Here is a 23479-nt window from a genome sequence, read left to right on the forward strand (position 1 = left end):
GGTCAGGCCGCGCGCAGCTCGACCCGGCGGATCTCGCCGACGATGACCAGGTAGGCGATCATCGCGATCAGCGCATTGCAGCCCACGAAGACCAGGGCGCCGTTGAAGGAGCCCGAGGCCTGCACGAGGTAGCCGATGACGATCGGCGTGGTGATGCCGGCGGTGTTGCCGAACATGTTGAAGATGGCGCCGCTGAGGCCCGCCGCCTCCTTGGGCGAGGTGTCCGAGATCACCGCCCAGCCCAGCGCCCCGATGCCCTTGCCGAAGAAGGCCAGCGCCATGAAGCCGACGACGAGGGCCGGCGAGTCGACGGAGTTGCAGGCGATGATCGACATCGAGAGCAGCATGCCGGCCACGATCGGGATCTTGCGGGCCCGGGTGAGCGAGCCGGTGCGCTTCAGGATCGCGTCCGAGATGACGCCGCCGAGGATGCCACCGCGCCGCCGCCAAGGAAACCGACCCAGCCCTGGAGCAGGGTGAACAGCGACCAGAAGAAGATGCCGCCGGCATAAACCCACTTCGAGCCGTAGCGGTCGAGCAGCCAGCCGCCGGGCACCTGCGCGGCGACGTAGGACCAGCTGAAGGCGGAGAGGATGTAGCCCAGGGGCACCGGGCTCAGGCCGAGTTCCTGCGACATCGGCGTGCCGGCGATCGAGATGATGGCCCGGTCGGCGTAGTTCACGACCGTGGTCACGAACAGCATCAGGAGGATGCCCCAACGGACGCGACCCTGCGCGCGCGCTGCCAGCGGGTGAGCCAGCGCCATCGTTTCCAACCCGATATTTTATTGATGCCGGCCTTCGTCGCGCGAAGACGCATTTGACCACAGGGGTATCGGCGGCGATCGGGGGCGTCCAATGCGAAGGCCGGATCGATCGATGCCCGGCCGGCATCGATCGGCGCGCACGCAAGCGTCCGGCGGGATGATCCCGGGGGGTGCCTTGCCGGTCCGGTCCCGTCCTGGCATGGACCCGGGCGACCGCTCCCGGCGGTCCTCCCCCCGCCATCAGCCTGCAGGACCGGACCCATGCCGCACGTGACCGTGAAGATGTACCCGGGCAAGACCGACGCGCAGAAGGCGGAGATCGCCGAGGCCCTCGCGGCCGCCCTCATGGCCAGCGCCGGCAGCCCCGAGCGCGCGGTCTCGGTCTCGATCGAGGATGTCGCCCAGGCCGACTGGGAATCGCAGGTCTACCGCCCCGAGATCGTCGGCCGGCCGGAGACCCTGTTCAAGAAGCCGGGCTACAGCCTGCCCTGAGGCGGCCTCAGCCCTTGGCGCCCTGGAACGGGCGCAGCAGCCAGGCGAGGCGCCCCGCGTCGTCGTCCTGCGCCTCGGCCGGCGCCGGCACGACGGCCGCAGGCTCGGGCGCCTTCGGCGCGCTGGCGTCCTGCATGATCTGGTCGAGGGGAGACGGCAGATCCATGCCGTACTCGTTCAGCAGCAAGGCCGCGTCGAGCAGGAACCGGATCTGGTCGTCGGGACCGGGACGGCCCTGGATCTGGTCCTCCAGCACCGTCCGCGCGAGGAGGGCGGCCAGCCGCGACAGCTCGGGCAGCCGGTCGGTGGGCGTCGCGGCCCCGATCGATGACGCTGGAGCGGCACTCACCCGCAATCTCCCTGTCCGGATGGCGCGACCTCGACGGATGCGCCGTGTATTTCGGGCCCTGTATACCGCGCGTTTCTCACCAGTTCGTTGAGCCGCGCCGCGACCTCCACGGCCAAGCGCGGGTTTTGCGCTCAGGCCCCGTCGATCATCTGCCGCGGCGCGCGGCCGAGGACGAGGCCGTGCTGCTTTCGCCGACTCACACGGGACACACTCACTTTGGACACGAAGAATGGGCCCTCCCGGCCTCGTGGCACGGGACGCTGGGAGATCGGCAGCCGATCCGCTGCAAAGATCATCGGGGTTCACGCGGGTCCGGGTGGCGCGATCCGCGGGTCTTCGGAAGGTCCGCGCGTTCCACCGGCGCTCATTCGATGAAGGCCCGTGGCGAAGAACGCGAAATCAGGCGGCGCGCGGATCGTTGAATGGGACCGAGTATTGGTGGCTCATCCGATCAGCCATCGGATGACGAGCCGCGACGCACGATGGGAGCCACGCTTCGAGGCGTTGATCTCGACAAATCGCAGCTTGCGCTGGGCGGGTGTTGCGCTGCAGCAAGCGCGTTGCCGCGCTGAAAAAAAACTGCTAATTCTGCACTCATATGCAAAACACGGGTGAAGCCGGACGCTCGAATTCTTCAGGGTGAGGTGGATTGCCTCTCGCGAAGATCTGAATCCGGATGGTGCGCTTTCCTCTGGGAAGGAAATCAGTCGGTTGCGACAAGTAAGCCGGTTCGCTTGATCGTGAATTTGCCAAGTGAGTCGCGGTTCCATTGCTATGCGCGCCTCTGCACCCGAATGCGTTATTCGGTGTCGAGGCGTGTTCGAGTCCCGTCAGCGTTTGCTGAAGTTGCAGACGAGGATTTCCATTGATGACGGCGATGTGTGCGTCGCCGGAGGCACAGGATCGGAGGCGGCGATGCGTGGACGACTTCCGGGGGCCGAAACGATCCGCACTTCACCGGATGATTCCCTCTGCACAGGAGCGAAGTATTATTCCTATGTTGAGAGCCTCGACGTGCGTTTCTGCAACATAGCTATGGATGTCAAGACTGTCGGTTCAGGCTAATCATGATGGTCGTGATCCTCTGGCGCGAATTTTGCTCCAATGTCGAGCCGCAATGTGAAGTCCTGCGTCATCGTTCGGAGACAGAATCATGACATATGGGCAAAACAGATCTCTCGCGGTTCAGGCAAATGATCCCTTCGGGCGCTGAGCAGATGTTGTCTGTCCCTACTCGACCGGGCGGGATTGGTTTTTGCATTCCCGGGGGCGTTCGCCTATGACGTGCGTGACCAAAGCAAAAAATCCAAGACTTGATGCAATGTCGAGTTGTGACTCGAAGATTGTCGGAGCTACCTGATGCGTATTGCTGTATTTGGACTTGGCTACGTTGGACTTACGACAACAGCCTGCCTGACGCGGCAAGGGCACGAGGTGATCGGAGTCGACGTCAGCAGCGATAAAGTGCGCCAGGTCAACGAGGGGCGGTCGCCTATTCTCGAGCCCGGCATCGAAGATCTTCTTCGCGCCGCTCTGAAAGACAATCGGCTGAAGTGCGTCACGGCGGTGAGCACCGAACTCGAGCAGTGCGACATCGCGATCGTCTGCGTCGGCACCCCGAGTGCCGCGGACGGATCTCACAACATGAGTTTCATCGCGGAGGTGTCGCGTCAGATCGCGACCTCGCTCCGATCCGGCCGAACGGTTCCGCTCACGGTTGTCTACCGGAGCACCATCCGCCCCGGTACGATCGATGAGTTGATCCAGCCGATCTTCAAGTTCGTCCTGGGCGACAAGGTCGATGCCGTGGAGCTGGTCTACAATCCGGAGTTCCTCCGCGAATCGACCGCGATCGAGGACTACTTCGATCCGCCGAAGATCGTCGTCGGCACGGCGGACGGCGAGCCCTGCGCGCGCCTCGAGCAGATGAACGAGGGCATCACGGCGCCGACGTTCTACACGCGCTTCCGCGATGCCGAGTTCACGAAGTTCGTCGACAACACCTTCCACGCTCTCAAGGTCGCGTTCGCCAACGAGATCGGCCGGGTGTGCGTCCAGCTGAACATCGACACGCGCCTCGTCCATAAGATCTTCGTGTCGGACACCAAGCTCAACATCTCTCCCTACTATCTGCGTCCCGGCGGCCCGTTCGGCGGCTCCTGCCTGCCCAAGGACGTGCGGGCACTTCAGTACATCTCGGGCGATGTCGGCGCGAACACGCCGGTCGTCGATGCGCTGATCCGGTCGAACGAAGCGCACAAGCACTTCCTGTTCACGTACTGCACGCAAGGGCTCAAGCCGGGTGCGAAGGTGCTGATGCTGGGTCTGGCCTTCAAGAGCGACAGCGACGATCTTCGCGAGAGCCCCCACATCGATCTCGCGCGCAAGCTGCTCCAGGGCGGGTACGGGCTCGCCGTCTACGATCCCTTCCTCAAGCCCGACAATCTGGTCGGTCAGAACCTCGGTTACGCGGTGTCCTATCTGCCCGAGCTGCCCAATATCCTCGTTTCGCGTGAGCATGCGGAGAGCGAGCATTTCGACATTGTGATCGATACGAACGGACGGGGCTCGGATCTCAATCTCCGCGATCCGATTGTCCTCGACATCAGTCGACTGAAGTAAGTCCCTCCTGAGGCTTGTTCGAGATCTGGTTGGGAATGGAAGAGGCCATGCAGCTTAAAGGGAAACGCGTTCTCATCATCGTGGAAAACCTGCCGGTGCCGTTCGATCGTCGCGTCTGGCAGGAGGCGCGTGCGCTCAACGAGGCCGGGGCGCTGGTCTCGGTCATCAGCCCGATGGGTAAGGGATACGAGGCACCCTACGAGTGTCTCGAAGGCGTGCATGTCTACCGGCATCCGCTCCCATCCGATGCCGAGAACGCCCTGGGCTATCTGCGCGAATACGGGGTTGCCCTGTTCCATGAAAGTCGTCTGGCCTGGAAGATTCTGTTCAAGCACGGCTTCGACGTCATTCATGCCTGCAACCCTCCCGACCTGATCTTCCTCGTCGCGTTGCAGTTCAAGCTCCTGGGCAAGGCCTTCATCTTCGATCACCACGACATCAACCCCGAACTCTACGAAGCCAAATTCGGCCGCCGGGGGTTTTTCTGGCGCCTGATGATCCTGTTCGAGCGGCTGACCTTCGCATTCGCGAATGTCTCGATCGCAACGAACGAGAGCTACAAGCAGATCGCGATCGAGCGTGGCCGCATGGCGCCCGATCGGGTCTTCATCGTCCGGAGCGGTCCGGATCTGCGACGACTCCAGCTGCTCCCTCCGAACCCCGCCCTGCGGCGCGGGCGCCAGCACATGGTCGGTTATCTCGGCGTCATGGGAGATCAGGAGGGCATCGACCTCCTGCTAGAGGCGGCCGCGCACATGATCTTCACCATGGGGCGTCAGGACGTTCTGTTCTGCCTCGTCGGTGGCGGATCGAGCTTGAAATCCTTGCAGGAGCAGGCTCGGAACATGGGCCTCGAAGACTACGTCGTCTTCACGGGGCGGATCCCGGATCAGGACCTGTTCGAAATCATCTCCACGTCCGACGTCTGCGTGAACCCCGACCGGGTGAACACGATGAACGACAAGTCGACCATGAACAAGATCATCGAGTACATGGCGCTCGGCAAGCCGATCGTTCAATTCGACGTCACGGAAGGCCGCCGGTCCGCAGAAGGGTCGTCGCTCTATGCGAAATCGAACGATCCGATCGATTTCGCCGAGAAGATCGTCTCGCTGCTCGACGATCCTGACAAGCGCGACGCCATGGGCGCGATCGGCCGCGAGCGGGTTGAGAGCAGCCTGTCCTGGCAGCACCAGGTTCCCAAGCTGATCCAGGCGTACTGCAAGGCCTGCGGTATCGTCCCGCAAGCGGCGACCTCCGATGCCTCGAACGACGATCGTTTTCGCAGCCAATCCGCGATCGCCGGGCGGGGTGGCGATCGTTAGGTCGCCGTCCCGAGTTTCGAACGCCCAGGTCTCCAGGCTCCGGATTCCGGCACCATGTTTCGGGCGCCCCCGGAGCGCTGAGGGAGGGGATCGGTCGGGTCGCGCGCCTCGTGTGGCGAGGCTGAAGCTTCCGGTTCGAGGGCACCTGCCGGCATCCCGATGCGGGCCCTCGGGGCGCCGGAGCGCGCCCAGTCCCGGCTGCGGTGGGCTAGGAGCGATCGGATGGCCGTTCCATCGCCCTGCGGTTCGCCTTGAGCAGTTTTCCCAGCACGATGCCGGCCGGGATGGACAGGAGCGTCCAAGCGCGCAGAAATCGCAGAAAGACCAGCATGGACGTGTCGTTCCTTCCCGCACGGGCGTGGGGTTCGCTCACGCCAAACGGGTCAGGGTGCGCATCGTTCCGGCCCAACGATCCAACTCGGGAAGCAGGCAAATCCGGGGTCGTTCGCGCAGGCGTCGAGCGTTGCGAGCGGAGCGGGGCTGCACGCAGGGCCCACGCCCGGCGCGCGCGTTCTCAGGCCGGGATACGCTGACCATCCCAGGCGAAGACACCGCCGGAATCGGCCGGTTCCAGCCGGGCGAGCACGGCCAGGAGATGCGATGCGCTCGCTTCCGGCGTGAACAGTCCGGGGGCGTTCGTGTCGGGACGGAAGGGCCGGGACAGGGGCGTCGTCACCGTGCCGGGATGAAGCCCGGCGATGATGGCCTCGGGATGCGTCCGCCTGACCTCGATGGCGAGGGTGCGCAGGATCTGGTTCAGCGCCGCTTTCGACGCACGATAGCTGTACCAGCCGCCGAGCCGGTTATCCTCGATGGACCCGACGCGCGCCGACAGGACGGCGAAGACGCTTCGCCCGGCACGGGGCATCACGGGAAGGAAGTGCTTGGCCACCAGGGCCGGACCGATCGTGTTGACGGCGAACACGGTGGCCATGGCCGCCGGGTCGATGCTTCGGAAGGTCTTCTCGGGAGTGAGGCCGGCCTGATGGAGCAGCCCGCTGGCGACGATGACGAGGCCCGGCGGCGCCACCCGCGCCGCGGCCTCGGCGGCCTCGGCGATCGAAGCCTCGTCGGCGAGATCGATGCGCCCGGAGTGGATCGGCGCAGGGAAGGACCGGCCCGAGCGCGACAGGGCGAACAGGGGCCGGTCGGCATGGTCGGCCGCGAGAGCGTCGACGAGCGCCCGTCCGATGCCGCCGGAGGCGCCGATCACCACCGCGCCGGTCACGAGGGATCTTTCCCGGCGCGTCCGGGCCCGTCGAGGCATCCGAGGTCGCGGAAGTGTTCCGGAGCCGCCCTGACCATGATCCCGAACACCCTGTCCATCCGGTCCGCGCGTCCCGCCCCCGGTTCGTCCCCGACGCGATCGTGACGGGGCTTACCCCCTCGTCCGCATGCCGCCGAGCAAACCGCATCCGCGGCCGGAAACCAAATCACGATGCCCTGTCCGGCCTCTCCCGCCCGGCACGCGGGCGAAGGCATTTCGGCAGGCGTCCGGCTCGGAAACCGTCACAAGGCGCACTCGCGCATCGCCAAGTCTATATTCCTCGACCGAAAATCTGATCTAAGCTGCATATCCCGGCGGCTTGAGATCAGGCGCGCCCAGGAAAAATTTCGATTGCTGGACGACCGATGCATCTGGCGGCGTGGGACCTTGTCATCGAAGCCATCTACGCCGCCGCGTCCGCGCCCGATCGATGGCCGGAGGCGCTTCGGTCGATCGCTGAACTGCTCGATTCTCGGGGCGCACTGCTCCTGTACCAGCATCGGAATCACCGGTTCGGGGCGATCGTCTCGCCGCAACTCGTCTCGATGGCCCAGGAATACGACCGGAACTGGCAGCACCTCGACGTCCGGGCCGAGCGGGTCTTCCACGCGATCGCCAACGGCCACCGCGACGTGCAGGCCGACCACCAGCTCTTCAGCGCCGACGAGATCGCCACCCTGCCGATCTATCAGCAGTTCCTGCTGCCGCACGGTATCCTCTGGGGCATGGCGGTGCCGGTCTCGCCCCACCCGGAGGTGAGCGTCATCCTCTCGCTCCTGCGGGACAAGGACAAGCCGGCCTATTCGGACGCGCTGCAGGAGCAGCTCTTCGCCCTCAGCCGGCACGTGGAACGTGCCCTGAGCCTGTCGATCCGGCTGATGGATGCCGAGGCCGAGCGCCTCGGATTCGCGCAGGCGCTGGACCGGATCGATTGCGGCGTCTTCGTTCTCGACGCCGACCGACAGGTCCTGTTCGCCAACCAGACGGCGCAGGAGCTCCTGGGCGGCGGCCTCTCCCTGGCGGCGGGGCGGCTCGAACTCGGCGACGGGGCGGCCCGGCGCGCCCTGGCCCAGCAGCTCGGCCGCGTCGGGATCGGGGCAGGGGGTGACGGGACCGCAGGCGACGGGCGCGTCGGCCCGGCCCTGATCCTGCCCGACGGCGACCGCAGCCTGATCCTTCAGATCGTCCCGCTCCGGACGCCGATCGAGGGCCCGGCCCTGCAGACCGCGAGCGTCATCGTGCTGGTGACCGACCAGGCCCGGAGCCGGCCGTTCGACCCGGCCGTCGTGCGCGACCTGTTTCACCTGACTCTGGGCGAGGCGCGCCTGGCCGCCCTCGTCGGGTCCGGGACGGCGCCGGCCGATGCGGCGGCCACCCTCGGCATCACGCAGAACACCGCCCGCACGGTGCTGCGGCGGGTCTTCGAGAAACTCGGCGTCGCCCGTCAGAGCGAGATGGCCGCGCTGATGGGCAAGCTGTTCATGCTGCGCCAGCAGCCGGGCTCGAGGACGCCGCGGCCCTGAGGGCCGAAGGGCGTCCCCGGCCGGAGCGGCTATTCCATCGTCGGCATGACGAAGTCGGCGCCGGCGCGGATGCCGGTGGGCCAGCGCGTCGTGATGGTCTTCAGGCGGGTGTAGAAGCGCACCCCCTCGGGGCCGTGCATGTGGTGGTCGCCGAACAGCGAGGCCTTCCAGCCCCCGAAGGAGTGGAACGCCATCGGCACCGGGATCGGCACGTTGATGCCCACCATCCCGACCTCGATCCCGTGCGCGAACTCGCGCGCGGCGTCGCCGTCGCGGGTGAAGATCGCGGTGCCGTTACCGAACTCGTGCTCGTTGATGAGCCTGGCGGCGGTCGCGTAGTCCGGCGCCCGGGTGATCGCCAGGACGGGGCCGAAGATCTCCTCCCGGTAGATCGACATCTCGGGAGTGACCCGGTCGAACAGGGTGCCGCCGAGGAAGTAGCCGCCCTCGTAGCCCTGGAGGCTCAGGCCGCGCCCGTCGACCAGGAGCTCGGCGCCCTCGGCCACGCCGGCATCGATGTAGCCGCTGACCTTGTCGCGGTGGACCTTCGTGACGAGGGGGCCCATCTCCGAATCGGGATCGGTGCCGGGTCCGACTTTCAGCGCCCGCACCTTCGGGATCAGCCGGGCCACCAGGGCGTCGGCGGTCTTCTCGCCCACCGGCACGGCCACCGAGATCGCCATGCAGCGCTCGCCGGCCGAGCCGTAGGCCGCGCCCATCAGCGCATCCACGGCCTGGTCCATGTCGGCGTCCGGCATGACGATCATGTGGTTCTTGGCGCCGCCCAGGCACTGGGCGCGCTTTCCGTTGGCGGTGGCGGTGGCGTAGATGTACTTCGCGATCGGGGTCGATCCGACGAAGCTGACCGCGGCCACGTCGGGGTGGTGCAGGAGGGCGTCGACCGCCTCCTTGTCGCCGTTCACCACGTTGAACACGCCGTCGGGCAGGCCGGCCTCCTTGAGCCAGGCCGCCACCAGCAGGGCGGGCGAGGGATCGCGCTCGGAGGGCTTCAGCACGAAGCAGTTGCCGCAGGCCAGGGCCACCGGGAACATCCACATCGGCACCATGACGGGGAAGTTGAACGGCGTGATGCCGGCCACCACGCCGAGCGGCTGGCGCAGGGAATGGCTGTCGACGCGGGTGCCGACATTCTCGGTGACCTCGCCCTTGAGGAGCTGCGGGATGCCGGTGGCGAACTCGACCACTTCCAGGCCGCGTTGGATCTCGCCCTTGGCGTCGGACAGCACCTTGCCGTGCTCGGCGGTGATCAGGGCGGCGAGCTCGTCGGTGCGCGCCTCGGCGATGCGCAGGAAGGCGTTCAGGATGCGGGCGCGGCGCAGGGGCGGCGTCAGGGCCCAGTCGCGGGCGACCGCCTTGGCGGCGGCCACCGCCGCGTCCACGTCCGCCGCATCGGCCAGGGCGACCCGGCCGGTCTCCTCGCCGGTGGCCGGGTTGAAGACGGGGGCGGAGCGCGTGGCCGTGCCGGGAACGGTCCGGCCGCCGATGAAGTGGGAAATCGCGGTGGGCATCGGGAATCCTGACGGACGGAGAGTCGGAAGAGTTCAAGCCGCGCGGGCGATGGCGTCGCCGAGGATCGACGCCATGGTGTCGATCTGGTCGCGCTCGACGATGAGCGGCGGCGACAGGGCGACGATGTCGCCGGTGACGCGGACGAGCAGGCCGCGCTCAAAGCAGTCGACGAAGACGTCGTAGGCCCGCGCGCCGGGTGCCCCCGGTCGCGGCGCCAGCTCGATGCCGGCGACGAGGCCGATGGTGCGGATGTCGATGACATGCTGCGCGCCGCGCAGGTCGTGCATGGCGCCGGCCCAGTCCTCGGCGAGCTCCGCCCCGCGGGTGAGAAGGCCCTCGGCCGCGTAGATGTCGAGGGTGGCGAGGCCGGCCGCGCAGGCCACCGGGTGCCCAGAATAGGTGTAGCCGTGGAACAGCTCGATCACCGCCTCGGGGCCGTGCATCAGAGCGTCGTGGACGGTGCGCTTGCAGAACACCGCGCCCATGGGCAGCGTGCCGTTGGTCAGGCCCTTGGCGGTGGTCACGAGGTCCGGGACCACGCCGAAATAATCGGTGGCGAAGGGGGTGCCGAGCCGGCCGAACCCGGTGATGACCTCGTCGAAGATCAGCAGGATGCCGTGCCGGTCGCAGATGGCGCGCAGGCGCTCCAGGTAGCCCGTCGGCGGCAGCAGCACGCCGGTGGAGCCGGCCACCGGCTCGACGATGCAGGCCGCGATGGTCTCGGCCCCGTGGAGCGCCACGAGGCGCTCGAGATCGTCGGCCAGCTCCGCCCCGTGCGCGGGCAGGCCCTTCGAGAAGGCGTTGCGCTCCGGATCGTGGGTGTGGCGCAGGTGGTCGATGCCCGGCAGCAGCGGAAAGACGCGGCGGTTGTTGACGAGGCCGCCCACCGAGATGCCGCCGAAGCCGACGCCGTGATAGCCGCGCTCGCGCCCGATCAGCTTGGTGCGCGTGCCCTGGCCGATGGCGCGCTGGTAGGCGAGCGCGATCTTCAGGGCGGTGTCCACGGATTCGGAGCCGGAGCCGGTGAAGAACACCCGGTCGAGCCCGGCCTCGGGGCCGCCCGGCGCGATGGCGGCGAGGCGCTCGGCGAAGTCGAACGCCGCCGGGTGGCCCATCTGGAACGAGGGCGCGAAGTCGAGGGTGGTGAGCTGGCGCTCGACCGCCGAGGCGATGCCCTGGCGCCCGTGTCCGGCATTCACGCACCAGAGGCCGGCGGTGCCGTCGAGGACGCTGCGCCCGTCGCTGGCGGTGTAGTGCATGCCCTTGGCCGAGGCGAGCAGGCGGGGGGCCGCCTTGAACTGCCGGTTGGCCGTGAACGGCATCCAGTAGGCGTCGAGCCCGGGGGCATTGGCGGCGTGGTGGTGATCCATGGCGATCCTCCCGTGGGGACGTCTATGGACCCGGAGGAGGCGCCGATTGCGCGGGACGAACAAGTCCTTTTCTTTCCCGCGCGATGTCCTTGAAAAGACGGGGCCGGCAGGGGCAATGTCGGTGAATCCTGAACATCCCTAACAGGGCGGTCCGCCCGAGGGGCGACCCCGAGGGTTTCCAAGGCTTACCGATGAGCATCGATCTCGGCGCGCGCCTGCGCACCATCCGCACCCTGCACGGCCTGTCGCAGCGGGCGCTCGCCAAGCGCACCGGCGTGCCAAACTCGACGATCTCGCTCATCGAATCGAACGGCGTGAATCCCTCGGTCGGCGCCCTCAAGCGCATCCTCGACGGCATTCCCATCGGGCTGTCCGAGTTCTTCGCCGTGGAGCCGGAGCGCCCGCGCAAGGCGTTCTACCGGGCCGACGAACTCACCGAGATCGGCAAGGGGCCGATCTCCTACCGGCAGGTGGGCGACAACCTGTTCGGGCGCGGCCTGCAACTTCTGAAGGAGCGCTACGAGCCCGGCGCCGATACCGGGCGGGTGCCCCTGGTCCACGAGGGCGAGGAGGGCGGCATCGTCCTGTCGGGCCGCCTGGAGGTGACGGTGGATGCCGAGCGCCGCATCCTGGGGCCGGGCGACGCCTATTCCTTCGAGAGCCGCCGCCCGCACCGCTTCCGCTGCGTCGGTCCGGTCGCCTGCGAGGTGGTGAGCGCCTGCACCCCGCCGACCTTCTGAGACGCGCGCGGGCGCATCCGCGCATCGCGGCGCTGGCCTCCCGCGGCCCATCTGGTATACCACGCTGAGACGCAGGCTCGGGAGTGCCGCATGACCATCCTCTTCAGCCACGACGCCGCCCTCGGGCACCGGACGCCGCACGGGCATCCCGAGCGGCCCGAGCGGATGCTGGCGGTCAAGGAGGCCCTCGGCACGGAGGCCTTCGCGGCCCTCGACCGCCGGGCGCCGGAACCGGCGAGGCTGGAGACCGTCGCGCTGGCCCATCCGGAGGAATGGGTGCGGGCCATGGTGGCGGCGGCGCCCGCGGAGGGCCTGGTCCACGTCGATTCCGACACGGTGCTGTCGCCCGGCACCATCGACTGCGTGCTGCGCGGCGTCGGCGCCGCGGTCCAGGGCGTCGATGCGGTCATGGCGGGTCAGGCCCGGAACGCCTTCTCGGCCATGCGGCCGCCGGGCCACCATGCCGAGCGCACCCGCGCGATGGGTTTCTGCCTGTTCAACAACGCCGCGGTGGCCGCCCGCCACGCCCGGACGGTGCACGGGGTCGACCGCGTCGCCATCGTCGACTGGGACGTGCACCACGGCAACGGCAGCCAGGACATCTTCTGGGCCGATCCCTCGGTGCTGTTCTGCTCCACCCACCAGATGCCGCTCTATCCCGGCACCGGCGCCGTCTCGGAATCCGGCGACCACGACACGATCGTCAACGCGCCCCTGAAACCCGGCGCCGACGGCGAGCGCTTCCGCGAGGCGTTCACGTCGCGCATCCTGCCGCGGCTCAAGGATTTCCGGCCCGACCTCATCATCCTCTCGGCGGGCTTCGATGCCCATTGGCGCGATCCCCTGGCCAACCTGATGCTGGAGGCGGAGGACTTCGCCTGGGCAACGCGCCAGGTGATGGAGGTCGCGGAACAGGCCTGCGACGGCCGCATCGTGTCCCTGCTGGAGGGCGGCTACGACCTCAAGGGTCTGGCCGAATCCACGGCCGCGCATGTCGCGGCGCTCATGGAGGCGTGAGGGGCGCTCCCGAAGCCGTGAGGCGCAAAAGCCCCGGCCGCGTCCCGGCCCGGGCTTTCCGCTGGGCGCACCTGACCCACCTATGTGCCGATGCTGAACGATCGCCGCCTCGCGCGCCTGACCGCCCGTGCCCTCCAGAATTCCCACGGGCGTCCGGGCCAGGACCGGCCCGGCCTTCGCAAGATCGTCAGCTGGAACCTCCTGCGGCGGGTCGGCGCGAATGTCGCCGGCATCGCCGTGCTCATCGAGCGCGAACAGCCCGACCTCGTGCTGATGCAGGAGGCGACCAAGGACATCGAGGCCCTCCAGGCCAAGGTCGGCGGCCATTACGCCTGGGCGCAGATGCCGGGGCGCATCCACGGCCTCGCCGTCTGGAGCCCGACGCCGTTCGCCACGCCCCCGAAGGCGATCGAGCTGCCCGCGGGGGCGATGTTCGACCGGGTGAGCCAGGTGATCGATCTCGGCGAGTTCGGCGTCGCCAACGTGCACCTCTCGCACGGGCAGATGCTCAACCGGCGCCAGCTGCGCTGCATCGAGCAGAGCCTGCCGGACCGGGCCGCCGTGATCGGCGACTACAACCTCGTAGGGCCGACGCTCTTGCCGGGCTTCCGCGACGTCGGCCCGCGCCTGCCGACCCACGCCATGGCGCGGGTGGTGCCCCTGCGGCTCGACCGCTGCCTCGTGCGCGGGCTGACCTGCCACGGGCGCAGCGTGCTGCCGCGGGGTGCCTCGGACCACCGTCCGATCATCGTGCACCTCGCCCCCACGCACGAGGTCGCCCGCCAGGAGGGAGCGGAGCCGGAACGCATCAAAGGTATGGCAGGAGTAATCGGACGCCTGCGTCGCGCAGCCGGACGGGGAGACCGCGCCGCGACAGGTCCTCGCGCGTCAGCCGGACGTTCATCTTCTCCCGCATGAAGGCGTCGAGGTGCCGGGCGAGCCCGGAATCATAGACCTCGACGTTCAACTCGAAGTTCAGGCGGAAGCTGCGGGTGTCCCAGTTGGCGCTGCCGATGAAGCACCAGGCATCGTCGATGACGAGGAGCTTGGCGTGGTCGAAGGGCGGGTCGTCGAGCCAGATCCGCACGTCGCTGCGCAGGAGCGGGTCCACGTGGGCCCGGGTCGCCCAGTCGACGACCGCGTGGTCGCTCTCCATCGGGATGATGACGTCCACCGTCAGGCCGCGCAGGGCCGCCAGCGAGAGGGCGCTCACCAGCACCTCGCTCGGCAGAAAGTAGGGCGTCATCAGACGGATGCTGATCCGGGCGCAGGTGATCGCCTCGAGCACCACGAGCTCGATCTTGCGCAGGTCCGCGTCCGGGCCCGAGGAGACGACCCGGGCCTGGGTCTCGCCGCGGGGGGGCAGCGGTGGGAACCAGGCCGGGCCTTCCAGCTCCTGGTCCATCACGAAGGCCCAGTCGCTGGCGAAGGCGGCCGTGAGCTGGGTCACGACCGGCCCCTCGATCCGGAAATGGACGTCGCGCACTGGCTCCGGCGGACGGGTCGCCACCCGGTTCTCGTCGGCGATGTTGATGCCGCCCGTGAAGGCGAGCGTCCCATCGAGGATGAGCAGCTTCTTGTGGGTGCGCAGGTTCAGGAACGGCATCCGCCAGGGCAGGACGGAATGCATGAAGCGCCCGACCGGCACGCCGCGGCGGCGCAGGCCGCCATAGACCGAGGCGAAGAAGTAGCCGCTGCCGATGCCGTCCACGAGGACCCGGACGGCGACGCCCCGGCGATGGGCCGCCTCCAGCGCGTCGAGGAAGGCCCGGCCGATCTCGTCCTTGCGGAAGATGTAGCTCGACAGGGCGATCGAGTGCCGGGCCGCGCCGATGGCTTCCAGCATCGCGGGATAGACCGCATCGCCGTTGCGCAGCGTCGCGATCCGGTTGCCGGCCTCGAGGGGAAGCGAGGTGATGCGCCGCACCGCCTGGTCGAGGGGTTGGAAACGCTCCGGCAGGACGGGGGCAGGCGTCCCGCCGTCGCCGCGCGGTGGAGTCGCCTGGGACGGCTTGATGCCGAGCTTCTGCGCCCGCCGGGTGACCCGGTTGACGCCGAACAGGGCGTAGAGCGCGCTGCCGAACAGGGGTGCCAGCCAGACCAGGCCGATCCAGCCGATGGCCGCGCCGACCTCGCGCTTGCGCAGCAGCACGTGGATGCTGACGAGGCCCGAGAGGGTGGCGCCCAGGATCCAGAAGACCTCGGTCCGGATCGACGTCAGGGCGCCGATCCATGAGAGCAATGCCTGTTCCAACGCCGCTCCCGTTCCGCGAGTCCCCGGGCCATACGCCAAGCTCGGCCGGAGCACCACGTGCGGGCGGCCGAATTCCCGTCTCCGTCCTGGTGCGGCCGTCCGGGGTGCCGCCGCGGAAGATGGGCCACGAGGCTCCCGCGCGCCAAGCGTCGACGCGATGATTCTTCCGTGAGTGCGGCCGTCTTCGCCGCGCGCGGACCGGATCTTGATCTTTGTAAAGGCAGGCCAGCCGTGCCGGCATTAAATCTGTGCTGAGAAGCCGGCGAACAAAGCTTGGCCAATATTGATGGGAAGGAGACGGGCATGTCCCGGTTTTTCGAGGAGCGGGAACGCGCGGCCGAGATGCTGTTCGTTCGCGCCGAGGAAGCGCGGTTCCTGGCGCAGTGCCAGGGCGTCCGGTCGCTGGCCGCCTACGCCGCCGACGTGCTCGGAGTCGACCCGCGCAGCGCCGCCGCCTATGCGGACGAACTCCTGGCCTCGGTCGTCCAGGGCGTTCCGCAACAGGACCTCGTGGAGCGGGTGCGCGGCGACCTCGAAGCCAATGGCGTGACTGCCGATGCCGCCACCCTGACGCATCACCTGAGGAAGCCGTCGGGCTACGGTGCGCATCCGCCGGCGCCGTGAACTTCCGCGGGTCTCGGCGGTTGCGTCACGAAGCGCGACGGAACGGATGCACCGATGACCCCCTGGACCCTGGTACGCACGGCAGCCCTCGGACTCTGTCTCTGCGGTCCCGCTCTGGCCGAGCCACTGGCGCCCACGGGTGGCGCGGGCAATACCGGCGTGGCGCCGCCCACGCGCGGGCCCGGCGAGCTTCCGGAGGCCGGCGGCCCGATTTCCCGGCCCTCGCCCGCCATTCCGGGCAATCCGAGCCCGGCCTCCGTTCCGGGCAGCACGCCCGGCCTGAACATCGGCGGCACCCCCACGAGTGGCCCGCCCGGCACCGGGGGCGCTGCCGGCGGTCCCTCGATCGGAAACCAGTGATCCGGGCCGGATCGAACCCGGTCATGGCTCCGTAATCGCGCCGCGAACCGGCGCGAGCGCCTGTCCTCGACAGGCCAGCAACCCGAAAATCGAAATATCCACAGAAACGCGCCCGTGATTCGATCACGGGCGCGTTTCGCGTCGTGCGGCGAACCCGAGCATCGCCACGCGATCCCGGTTCGGGTCACCGAAGACCGGCGCGCAGAGAGTCCTTCGACATCAATGGCTTGGCGGCTGCGCTGCTCGCGACCGGAGCGTCTTCACAACCCATGGATGTGCAAGGCAGCCACCATTTTCCGGCAAGAAATGGCCCGAAAGGCGCTCGATAGCATGCAGTAAAGACTACAGTTAACGCACTCTGAATTAACTTGTCGAAGTTTAGTTACTTTCATGACCGGAGCGCAATTCACGCAGGGTACATCAAAGTCATCCAGGCTTCTTCTGATCCAGAGCGAAAACCGCGATGACGATTTACTACGTCGACTCTTCTTTCACGGGCGGCTCGAACAAGAGCGGCCTCTCGGCCGACGCGCCCCTGACCAGCCTCGACGCGGTCAACAAGCTCAAGCTCCAGGCCGGTGACACCGTCGCCTTCAAGGCCGGCACCGCCTACACCACCTCGGCCGCCGGCACGGGCGCGCTCACCATCAGCGCATCGGGCACCGAGAAGGCCCCCATCACCTTCACCAGCTACGGCAGCGGCCCCGCCCCGACCATCGCCAACACCGCCACGGGCTATTCCGACGGCATCTATGTCGGCAACGCCAAGTATGTCGTCATCGACGGGCTGAACATCACCGGCGCCGGACAGGCCGGGGTCAACGTCAGCAAGTCCGCCAGCCACATCACGATCCAGAACGTCGAGGCGAGCAAGGTCGGCGAAGGCGTGATGCTCAGCGGCACCGACAACCTCGTCACGCGCAGCTACTTCCACGACCTGAAGATGATCAAGAACACGGCCAACGTCTACGACGACGATTACGGCGCCGCCGGGGTGATGATCGCCAACAGCAACAACGAGGTCTCGTATACCAAGATCGTCAACGCCAAGGCATCGAGCTTCGACTACGGCACCGATGGCGGCGGCATCGAGCTGTTCGGCTCGATGGACAACATCAAGATCCACGACAACTGGGTCGAGAACAGCGACGGCTTCGTCGAGGCCGGCGGGTTCAAGAGCAGCCTGACCAACATTGCGATCTCGAATAACGTCAGCCTGAACAACGGCAGCTTCCTCGTGCTGCACAACGGCGGCGGAAACTTCGCCAGCACGTTCAAGAACGTCGATGTGAGCCACAACACGGTCGTCGAGCAGAACAACAGCCTGAAGCAGTCGGCGAGCGTCTTCCTGGATGCGAACTACAAGCCCGGTCAGCTGTCGCTGCATGACAACGCCTTCTACCTGAATGCCGGTGACTCCTTCTTCAAGCAGAACGGCAATTACCATACCGACAACGTCTTCTACAAAAATTCGAATGCCACGCACCTCTACAACGACTGGGGCATGGCACTGAACGCGGGAGAGAAATTCGCGACGCTGACGCTCGGCAGCGGCTCTTCCATCGTCCAGGCCGTCGCGGCGCAGTCGGGCGGAGCCGGAGCGACCCTCGTGGCCGCGACCCAGGTCGGCCTGACGCCCGCCGTTTCCCTCCCGCCCGTGGTGAACGCCCCGGCTCCCTCCACCCCGGTCCAGTCCGCCCCGGCCCCGTCCACCCCCGTCCAGTCCGCCCCGGCCTCGTCCACCCCCGTCCAGTCCGCTCCGGTCCAGTCCGCCCCGGCCCCGTCCACCCCCGTCCAGTCCACCCCGGCTCCGTCCACCCCGGTCCAGTCCAGTCCTGCCCCTTCTCAGCCCGCTCCCTCCACACCGGCCGCGACCCCGGCCCCTGGGAAATTGGCGAGAACGGAAGTGTCCGTGGTCGACGGGAACCGGATCACCGCCACCTACGACGCGACCGGGACGCTTACCAACAAGACGATCCTGCACGCCGACAAGTCCTCTGAAATCTATCTCGGCGGCATCACGGGTCGGGACTACACCTCGGCCCACACCAGCTACGACAGCACCGGCAAGGTCCTGCTACAGGAGCAGTTCCGGGCCAATGGCAGCCTGGTGATGAAGAAGGTCGTCGGGATCGACACCACCACCGACATCTACGACGCGGCCGGTGTTCTCACCAACAAGACGATCCAGCACGCCGACAAGTCCACCGACGTCTATCTCGCCGGCATCACGGGCCGGGACTACGTTTCCGCCCATACCAGCACCGACAGCGCCGGCAAGGTCGTCCTGCAGGAGCAGTTCCGGGCCGATGGCAGCCTGATCATGCAGAAGATCGTCGGGGTCGATACGATCACGAAGTTGTTCGACGCCAAGGGCACGCTCACGTCCGAGACCCAGATCCACGCCGACAACAGCAAGGACGTGTTCCTGTCGGGCATCTCGGGAAAGTCGTACGTTGCCGAACACGACAGCTACGGGGCGAACGGCAAGCTGGAATTCGTGGACCAGACGAACCTGAACGGCTCCCACACCCAGACGGCCTATCAGGCCGATCAGACGCTGGTTTCCACCGCGGGAGTCACCGACACCTTCAAGAGCTTCGGCAGCAACACCTTCGTCTTCGCCGCGGGTTTCGGAAAGGATGTCATCGAGGGTTTCCACGCAGGCTCGGCCCGCGGTCACGATACCCTGTGGCTCGACAAGTCCGAGATCGCCGACTTCGCGAGCCTGAAGAGCCACATGAGCGCTTCCGGAAACGACACGCTCATCAGCCTGAGCCCGACGGACACGATCCTTCTGAAGAACATCCTGCCGGGATCTCTGACCGTCGACGACTTCGCCTTCAAGGACCACGGCCTGCTGCACGCCTAGGGCATTTTCAAGCGCGGTGGATGCCGGCTCGCGCACAGACACTGCGGCCCCGCCACAAGAGAGAGCCTGCTCGGTGATCCAGGGATCACCGAGCAGGCGCTCGGATCGGACCACCCGGCGCCGACCCCTGCCATCCCGGTGGCCGGTGTTCGGCGCTGCCGCTCGTGGAGCGCAGAGACCTCCTCAGCGGCGGGACAGGTCGCCGTAGGCCGCCAGCAGATCGTCGGTGATGGTCTCCCAGGCGAAACGTCCCGATGCCTCGGCCTCGCTGCCGGCCATGAGCTCCTGCAGGCGGCCGCGGTTTTCCACGAGGTCGGCGAGGACATCCGCCAGGACGTCCGGCCGCCCCGGCTCCACCAGGATGCCGCTGACGCCGTCGGAGACCGCATCGACGAGACCGCCCACCGCGCTCGCCACGATCGCCCGCCCGTTGCCGATCGCCGCCGCGATGACGCCGCTCTGCGTCGCGTCCTGGTAGGGCGCCGCCACGATCTCCGCGCGCTGGAACTGCTCCGTGGCCTCGGCCGGGGTCAGGAACTTCTCCAGGACCTCGATGCAGGGATGCGCCAGCAGGCGCACGCGCAGGCGGTCGAGTTCCGGGCCGCGCCCGGCCACGACGATGCGGCAGCGCGTTCCGCGCGCCTGCAGGGCATCGGCCGCATCGAGCAGGGTCTCGAGCCCCTTGTAGGCTTCCATGCGTCCGAAGAAGAGCATGCGCCCGCTCTCCGGCGTCCGGCGCTCCTGCGGTTCGGGGCAGAGGATGACGCCGTGCAGCGTGTTGACGATGGTTCGCTGCGCTCCGACCGCGTGGATCAGTTCCCGGCGGCAATGGTCGCCGTGGATATGGAAGGCGGCCGCGGCCGAGCGCAGCCTCTGCCGGTAGGCGTCCTGGCGCCGCGCATAGGCGGCGTCGCGGCCGCTATGCGGGCGCGGGTCGTGAACCGTCATCAGGATCGGCACCAGCCTGCGCAGCAGGCCGACGATTCGCGCCGTCAGCTTGTCCGGCTGTTCCTGGACGTGCAGCACGTCCGGCCGGAAGGCGACGACCGCCGCGGGGATGCGGGCCGTGGCCAGGACCCGTCCGATCCGGCTGTGCGCATCGTAGGTGATCAGGGTCAGCGCGCGGCGCGCCTTCGAGACCAGCTCGGCCCGGCACTCGTTGCGCACGTTCGCCACTTCCGCCACGAGCAGGACATCGGCCTTCGCCGCGAGGGCGATCGCCAGTCGCATCGTGTATTCGGCGTAGTGCGGGGCGAAGATCGCGATGCGACGGCGTCGGGTCTGGCGTTCGGGCACGGTGTCAGCGTCTCCTGCACGGGCGGAGGAAGGTCGGGTCGGGCGTCGGGCAAGCTCCGCCGAGCCGGGCGTGGGCCGGGGCCTTCGACGGTGCGAGGCGTCCGTCGCGGGAACCGCGCCGGCGTGACCGGCGGGTGGTGCCCTGCACGCTGCGGGCGGGAAAGAGTCTCAGCCGGCGTCCCCAGTGGGGCCGGGGCTCGTGTTCGGCGGTCGGAGACTCTGGCCGATGCCTGCGCGGCCGGCCGGTGCAGGAGCCATGTCGAGGGCCGGCGCACCGACGGACATGTCCGTGCGAGGCATGGAATCCTGGCATTCTTGTCCGCTCGCCCGGGCGACGTTCATGGGAGATTGGCTCATATCCGTTTGCAGTGCACGCCGCTACTGAAATACACTCGCCCGGCGGATGCAGACCCGTGACGGCGTCGGCAAAGACCTTCACGACAAACGTCGTGAGAACGGTCTCACTTGTCGTTTAACAGCATAGAAACTCAGAGCCGGGTGTTCGTGGCAGGATTTGTTGTCGATCGAAGTGATTCCGTCGTCGATAGGCATGGGCAGGGACAGTTTCACGCCGTGACATCGTCTTTGGCGGGTCATGGAGATCATGGGCACGACCCTGCGCATCCGCATCGCTCGCGCCGGTCCGGATTGCTTGGTCGATCCGGACATCCGGCTCCGGTCCGGCGTCGGGCCCGGGCGAACCGCGTGAGGCCCCTCGGGGGCCGGGGAGCATCGGTCGCGTCGGCGCCGGATGCGGTCCGGCGACGGCCCAAGCCGGGGGCCGGCTCGGAGACGGGGCATCCCGAGCGTCTGCTTGAATCCAGGTCCGCGACTTCACCCTTGAGTCCGCGACTGCCAACAGGAGATCCCTCGCCGTGAGTTCTCGCCCGACAGATCCGTTCCCGAGGCTCGCCCGACCGGGATTGAGCCGCCGCGCCCTGACCGCGCTCCTGGTCGGGCTCCCCGCACTCGCGCCCCGGGCCGCTTCGGCCCAGGATGCCGCGCCCGTGCTGCGCCGCGGCATGAACATTCACGGGGTCCTGAACTGGCCCCTGGTCGAGCGGCGCGACAACCAGACCACCTACGTCTGGCCGCCATTCGCGACACCGCGCTACCACATCAGCGACGAGGCCCTCGCCGAACTCAAGCGTACGGGGTTCGATTTCATCCGGCTCACGGTCGATCCGAGCATCGTGATGGCGAGTCCTGCCGAACGGCAGCCCGAGCTGATGGCGATTCTCCAGCGGACGGTCCGCCAGATCCTCGCCGCGGGCTTCTCGGTGGTGGTCGATCTGCATCCCGTGGCGGTCAATCCGTTCTATGCGCCCGACCGTCTGATCGCCCCCGAGAACGCCGATCTGTTCACCGGCTACGTGGAGATGGTGGGCCGGGTCGCCGGAAGCCTCGCCAGCCTCCCGCCCGACCGGGTGGCCTTCGAGCTCATCAACGAGCCGCGGATCGTGAAGACGGCCGAGCTCCCGCGCTGGCAGCCGATGATGGAGCGGCTCCATGCCGTGGCGCGCGCTGCGGCACCGCAGCTTCCCCTGGTACTCACGGGCGCGCAGTGGAGCTCGATCGATGCCCTGCTGCGCCTCGACCCGGCGCCCTTCAAGTCGAGCAACGTCTTCTACACGTTCCACTTCTACGACCCGCACACCTTCACCCATCAGGGCATGCCGAACGAGGGTGCCAAGTACATCAAGAACATGAACTGGCCGTCGCAACCCAAGCAGGCGGATCAGCTGATCGAGGGCGCGATTGGGCGCATCAACGCCGATGCGAGCGTGCCGGCTGCCAACAAGGACGCCCTGATCGCTCAGAGCCGCAAGCTGGTCCGCGACTATTTCCTGGCACCGACGGGTCTCGACGTCTTCGACCGCCGGTTCGATGCCGTCGCGGCCTGGGGCCGGACCCACGGCATCCCCAGCGGACGCATCATCCTGGGCGAGTTCGGCGGGCTCTGGCGGATCTCGGGGAACGACGCCGTCACGGCGGATCGTCTGGCCTGGCTCGCCGCGGTCCGTAAGGCCGCCGAGGCAAGGGGCTTCCCCTGGGCCTACTGGGCCTACGAGGCGCCCCTCGAACAGGACGTCATGGGAAGTCTCGGGATGCAGAAATCCTGATTCCGGACCGGCGGGGACCGGAGCCCCGCCCATCCGTCCCGGATGCGAGCCGGCGCCCACCGCGGGTCGACGGAGGCAGGCGCCGGCGGCCGTTTCCGGGCCGCCGCACGGGGCTTCCCATAAAGACTGCCTAACCGCCGCCCGGATCCGTCTCGCCGTCCGGCTGGCCGCCGCCCTTGGGACCCTGGCCGGGCTTGCCCTCGGTCTTCTCGTTGGGATCCATCACCGCGTCCGGCGCGGTATTGGCCGGCTTGCCCTTCGGCGGGTCCTTGTCGTTCTGCGGGTCGGTGTCGTCGGGGCCTGTCATCGCGTCACTCCTCGGAGCCGGTGGCGGGCGACCGGGGACGGTCGGACTGACCGTCGGACGAGCCGCCGGCCGGGGCCGGGTTGCGTCCCTTCGGCGTGCCGTCCCAGGCGGCGTTGCGGTCGGTGTCGCTCCGGCCGCCGGAATCCTGCCGGGTGATCGCGGCCTGGTCGGCCGACTGGCCACCGCCCGCGGCGGCGGCTTCGCCGGGCTTGCCGACGTCGTCGTCCGGCTTGCGCGTTCCAACGATGGGGATGTGCTCGTTCGGCATGGCTACTCTCCCGCATCCTTGCCGTTCGGGGCGGTGGCGCGCTCGATAGCCTCGTGGGCGGCGCCCGAGCTCTCGGCCTTCCGCGCGGCGGCGCCGATGGCCTCCAGGGTCGCGGGCGTCCCGCTCTCCGGCTCGCCGCCCGGGGGCGTCGACCCGGCACGGGCGGCGCCGTCCTGAGGCGCGTTGTCCTGCGTCAGGCCTTCGGGGGCGCGGTCGGCGTCGAGGCCCTTCTGCACGCTCTGCGCGCGCGGCTCGTCGGTCATGGTGTCCTCCTGGTGTCGGAGGCTCAACCCGGCGCACGGTCCGAGGTTGCTTCGCCCCCGCCGGCGGGGGCCGGCGCGGGCGGATCGGATGATCTTCGCGGGGCCGGTCCG

Annotated in this window: 22 protein-coding genes and 1 pseudogene; 12 read left to right on the plus strand and 11 right to left on the minus strand. The window is 68.1% G+C overall.

Going from position 1 to position 23479, the window contains the following annotated elements; genetic code table 11:
* Nucleotides 1-2: 2 nt before the first annotated feature.
* A pseudogene (locus ACXJY8_RS20290) lies at nt 3-766 on the minus strand (MFS transporter).
* A gap of 261 nt (nt 767-1027) precedes the next feature.
* Here ACXJY8_RS20290 and ACXJY8_RS20295 point away from each other — a divergent pair.
* Nucleotides 1028-1258, plus strand: coding sequence for a tautomerase family protein (locus ACXJY8_RS20295; protein WP_463772834.1), 231 nt, complete (start codon nt 1028-1030; stop codon nt 1256-1258).
* 7 nt (nt 1259-1265) lie between these two features.
* On the opposite strand, the gene ACXJY8_RS20300 is transcribed toward ACXJY8_RS20295, so the two are convergent.
* The gene (locus tag ACXJY8_RS20300; RefSeq protein WP_463772837.1) at nt 1266-1607 is read right to left on the minus strand and encodes a hypothetical protein; all 342 of its coding nucleotides are present in this window, start codon (nt 1605-1607) and stop codon (nt 1266-1268) included.
* Nucleotides 1608-1988: 381 nt separating this feature from the next.
* On the opposite strand from ACXJY8_RS20300, the gene ACXJY8_RS20305 reads away from it, so the two are divergent.
* The 3 genes from ACXJY8_RS20305 to ACXJY8_RS20315 all read left to right on the plus strand — a co-directional run bounded on the left by ACXJY8_RS20305 (nt 1989) and on the right by ACXJY8_RS20315 (nt 5554).
* Nucleotides 1989-2222 carry a hypothetical protein gene (locus tag ACXJY8_RS20305; protein WP_463772840.1) on the plus strand — a complete coding sequence of 78 codons (234 nt, stop codon included), beginning with the start codon at nt 1989-1991 and terminating at the stop codon, nt 2220-2222.
* Between the two features lie 744 nt (nt 2223-2966).
* A complete protein-coding gene (locus ACXJY8_RS20310; protein WP_463772843.1) occupies nt 2967-4229 on the plus strand; it encodes a nucleotide sugar dehydrogenase in 1263 nt (420 codons plus the stop codon).
* Nucleotides 4230-4264: 35 nt separating this feature from the next.
* Entirely contained in the window at nt 4265-5554 is a 1290-nt protein-coding gene (locus ACXJY8_RS20315; protein ID WP_463772846.1) for a glycosyltransferase family 4 protein, read from the plus strand.
* 208 nt (nt 5555-5762) lie between these two features.
* Here the strand turns inward: ACXJY8_RS20315 and ACXJY8_RS20320 are convergent, their stop codons facing one another.
* The gene (locus ACXJY8_RS20320; RefSeq protein ID WP_463772851.1) at nt 5763-5885 is read right to left on the minus strand and encodes a hypothetical protein; all 123 of its coding nucleotides are present in this window, start codon (nt 5883-5885) and stop codon (nt 5763-5765) included.
* A gap of 183 nt (nt 5886-6068) precedes the next feature.
* Nucleotides 6069-6821: an SDR family NAD(P)-dependent oxidoreductase gene (locus tag ACXJY8_RS20325; protein ID WP_463772853.1), complete on the minus strand. Its 753-nt coding sequence runs from the start codon at nt 6819-6821 to the stop codon at nt 6069-6071.
* A 365-nt stretch (nt 6822-7186) separates the two neighbouring features.
* On the opposite strand from ACXJY8_RS20325, the gene ACXJY8_RS20330 reads away from it, so the two are divergent.
* Nucleotides 7187-8344 (plus strand): helix-turn-helix transcriptional regulator, encoded by a 1158-nt coding sequence (locus ACXJY8_RS20330; protein WP_463772855.1) that lies wholly within the window; start codon nt 7187-7189, stop codon nt 8342-8344.
* A 29-nt stretch (nt 8345-8373) separates the two neighbouring features.
* Here ACXJY8_RS20330 and ACXJY8_RS20335 read toward each other — a convergent pair whose 3' ends face one another.
* Together ACXJY8_RS20335 and aptA are read right to left on the minus strand one after the other, a co-directional pair.
* Nucleotides 8374-9873 carry a CoA-acylating methylmalonate-semialdehyde dehydrogenase gene (locus ACXJY8_RS20335; RefSeq protein WP_463772857.1) on the minus strand — a complete coding sequence of 500 codons (1500 nt, stop codon included), beginning with the start codon at nt 9871-9873 and terminating at the stop codon, nt 8374-8376.
* Nucleotides 9874-9906: 33 nt separating this feature from the next.
* The gene (aptA, locus tag ACXJY8_RS20340) at nt 9907-11244 is read right to left on the minus strand and encodes an omega-aminotransferase AptA (RefSeq protein WP_463772860.1); all 1338 of its coding nucleotides are present in this window, start codon (nt 11242-11244) and stop codon (nt 9907-9909) included.
* A gap of 191 nt (nt 11245-11435) precedes the next feature.
* Here aptA and ACXJY8_RS20345 point away from each other — a divergent pair, with 191 nt between their 5' ends.
* The 3 genes from ACXJY8_RS20345 (at nt 11436) to ACXJY8_RS20355 (ending at nt 13919) form a co-directional block, all read left to right on the plus strand.
* The gene (locus ACXJY8_RS20345) at nt 11436-11984 is read left to right on the plus strand and encodes a cupin domain-containing protein (protein ID WP_463772863.1); all 549 of its coding nucleotides are present in this window, start codon (nt 11436-11438) and stop codon (nt 11982-11984) included.
* 90 nt (nt 11985-12074) lie between these two features.
* Nucleotides 12075-13001, plus strand: a complete 927-nt coding sequence (locus ACXJY8_RS20350; protein ID WP_463772867.1) for a histone deacetylase family protein — start codon at nt 12075-12077, stop codon at nt 12999-13001.
* A 90-nt stretch (nt 13002-13091) separates the two neighbouring features.
* Nucleotides 13092-13919: an endonuclease/exonuclease/phosphatase family protein gene (locus ACXJY8_RS20355; RefSeq protein ID WP_463772869.1), complete on the plus strand. Its 828-nt coding sequence runs from the start codon at nt 13092-13094 to the stop codon at nt 13917-13919.
* Here the strand turns inward: ACXJY8_RS20355 and ACXJY8_RS20360 are convergent.
* A complete protein-coding gene (locus ACXJY8_RS20360) occupies nt 13810-15255 on the minus strand; it encodes a phospholipase D-like domain-containing protein (RefSeq protein WP_463772873.1) in 1446 nt (481 codons plus the stop codon). The genes ACXJY8_RS20355 and ACXJY8_RS20360 overlap by 110 nt on opposite strands.
* A gap of 303 nt (nt 15256-15558) precedes the next feature.
* Between ACXJY8_RS20360 and ACXJY8_RS20365 the strand changes: the two genes are divergently transcribed.
* The 3 genes from ACXJY8_RS20365 (at nt 15559) to ACXJY8_RS20375 (ending at nt 19111) form a co-directional block, all read left to right on the plus strand.
* Nucleotides 15559-15879 carry an ATPase inhibitor subunit zeta gene (locus tag ACXJY8_RS20365; protein ID WP_463772875.1) on the plus strand — a complete coding sequence of 107 codons (321 nt, stop codon included), beginning with the start codon at nt 15559-15561 and terminating at the stop codon, nt 15877-15879.
* A 54-nt stretch (nt 15880-15933) separates the two neighbouring features.
* Nucleotides 15934-16239, plus strand: coding sequence for a hypothetical protein (locus ACXJY8_RS20370; RefSeq protein WP_463772878.1), 306 nt, complete (start codon nt 15934-15936; stop codon nt 16237-16239).
* A gap of 463 nt (nt 16240-16702) precedes the next feature.
* Nucleotides 16703-19111, plus strand: a complete 2409-nt coding sequence (locus tag ACXJY8_RS20375; protein WP_463772881.1) for a right-handed parallel beta-helix repeat-containing protein — start codon at nt 16703-16705, stop codon at nt 19109-19111.
* 183 nt (nt 19112-19294) lie between these two features.
* Here the strand turns inward: ACXJY8_RS20375 and ACXJY8_RS20380 are convergent, their stop codons facing one another.
* Nucleotides 19295-20407 (minus strand): glycosyltransferase family 4 protein, encoded by a 1113-nt coding sequence (locus ACXJY8_RS20380; protein WP_463772885.1) that lies wholly within the window; start codon nt 20405-20407, stop codon nt 19295-19297.
* A gap of 923 nt (nt 20408-21330) precedes the next feature.
* On the opposite strand from ACXJY8_RS20380, the gene ACXJY8_RS20385 reads away from it, so the two are divergent.
* On the plus strand, nt 21331-22530 hold the full coding sequence (locus ACXJY8_RS20385; RefSeq protein WP_463772887.1) for a glycoside hydrolase family 5 protein: 1200 nt from the start codon (nt 21331-21333) through the stop codon (nt 22528-22530).
* 130 nt (nt 22531-22660) lie between these two features.
* On the opposite strand, the gene ACXJY8_RS20390 is transcribed toward ACXJY8_RS20385, so the two are convergent.
* The 3 genes from ACXJY8_RS20390 to ACXJY8_RS20400 are packed head-to-tail and all read right to left on the minus strand — an operon-like array spanning nt 22661 to nt 23368.
* Complete coding sequence (locus ACXJY8_RS20390; protein ID WP_463772890.1) at nt 22661-22837, minus strand: hypothetical protein; 177 nt, start codon at nt 22835-22837, stop codon at nt 22661-22663.
* A 4-nt stretch (nt 22838-22841) separates the two neighbouring features.
* Nucleotides 22842-23105 (minus strand): hypothetical protein, encoded by a 264-nt coding sequence (locus ACXJY8_RS20395; RefSeq protein ID WP_463772892.1) that lies wholly within the window; start codon nt 23103-23105, stop codon nt 22842-22844.
* A gap of 2 nt (nt 23106-23107) precedes the next feature.
* The gene (locus ACXJY8_RS20400) at nt 23108-23368 is read right to left on the minus strand and encodes a hypothetical protein (RefSeq protein ID WP_463772895.1); all 261 of its coding nucleotides are present in this window, start codon (nt 23366-23368) and stop codon (nt 23108-23110) included.
* Nucleotides 23369-23479 lie beyond the last annotated feature (111 nt).

This window comes from Methylobacterium sp. TK31 (assembly GCF_055361545.1).

What these genes read in the sequence shown, in the direction of transcription:
- ACXJY8_RS20335 (WP_463772857.1), bottom strand. Translation starts at nt 9,873, where the DNA reads ATGCCCACCGCGATTTCCCACTTCATCGGCGGCCGGACCGTTCCCGGC.
- ACXJY8_RS20365 (WP_463772875.1), top strand. Translation starts at nt 15,559, where the DNA reads ATGTCCCGGTTTTTCGAGGAGCGGGAACGCGCGGCCGAGATGCTGTTC.
- ACXJY8_RS20355 (WP_463772869.1), top strand. Translation starts at nt 13,092, where the DNA reads ATGCTGAACGATCGCCGCCTCGCGCGCCTGACCGCCCGTGCCCTCCAG.
- ACXJY8_RS20315 (WP_463772846.1), top strand. Translation starts at nt 4,265, where the DNA reads ATGGAAGAGGCCATGCAGCTTAAAGGGAAACGCGTTCTCATCATCGTG.
- ACXJY8_RS20375 (WP_463772881.1), top strand. Translation starts at nt 16,703, where the DNA reads ATGACGATTTACTACGTCGACTCTTCTTTCACGGGCGGCTCGAACAAG.
- ACXJY8_RS20350 (WP_463772867.1), top strand. Translation starts at nt 12,075, where the DNA reads ATGACCATCCTCTTCAGCCACGACGCCGCCCTCGGGCACCGGACGCCG.
- ACXJY8_RS20310 (WP_463772843.1), top strand. Translation starts at nt 2,967, where the DNA reads ATGCGTATTGCTGTATTTGGACTTGGCTACGTTGGACTTACGACAACA.
- ACXJY8_RS20295 (WP_463772834.1), top strand. Translation starts at nt 1,028, where the DNA reads ATGCCGCACGTGACCGTGAAGATGTACCCGGGCAAGACCGACGCGCAG.
- ACXJY8_RS20395 (WP_463772892.1), bottom strand. Translation starts at nt 23,105, where the DNA reads ATGCCGAACGAGCACATCCCCATCGTTGGAACGCGCAAGCCGGACGAC.
- ACXJY8_RS20400 (WP_463772895.1), bottom strand. Translation starts at nt 23,368, where the DNA reads ATGACCGACGAGCCGCGCGCGCAGAGCGTGCAGAAGGGCCTCGACGCC.
- ACXJY8_RS20330 (WP_463772855.1), top strand. Translation starts at nt 7,187, where the DNA reads ATGCATCTGGCGGCGTGGGACCTTGTCATCGAAGCCATCTACGCCGCC.
- ACXJY8_RS20370 (WP_463772878.1), top strand. Translation starts at nt 15,934, where the DNA reads ATGACCCCCTGGACCCTGGTACGCACGGCAGCCCTCGGACTCTGTCTC.
- ACXJY8_RS20390 (WP_463772890.1), bottom strand. Translation starts at nt 22,837, where the DNA reads ATGACAGGCCCCGACGACACCGACCCGCAGAACGACAAGGACCCGCCG.
- ACXJY8_RS20345 (WP_463772863.1), top strand. Translation starts at nt 11,436, where the DNA reads ATGAGCATCGATCTCGGCGCGCGCCTGCGCACCATCCGCACCCTGCAC.
- aptA (WP_463772860.1), bottom strand. Translation starts at nt 11,244, where the DNA reads ATGGATCACCACCACGCCGCCAATGCCCCCGGGCTCGACGCCTACTGG.
- ACXJY8_RS20325 (WP_463772853.1), bottom strand. Translation starts at nt 6,821, where the DNA reads ATGCCTCGACGGGCCCGGACGCGCCGGGAAAGATCCCTCGTGACCGGC.
- ACXJY8_RS20320 (WP_463772851.1), bottom strand. Translation starts at nt 5,885, where the DNA reads ATGCTGGTCTTTCTGCGATTTCTGCGCGCTTGGACGCTCCTGTCCATC.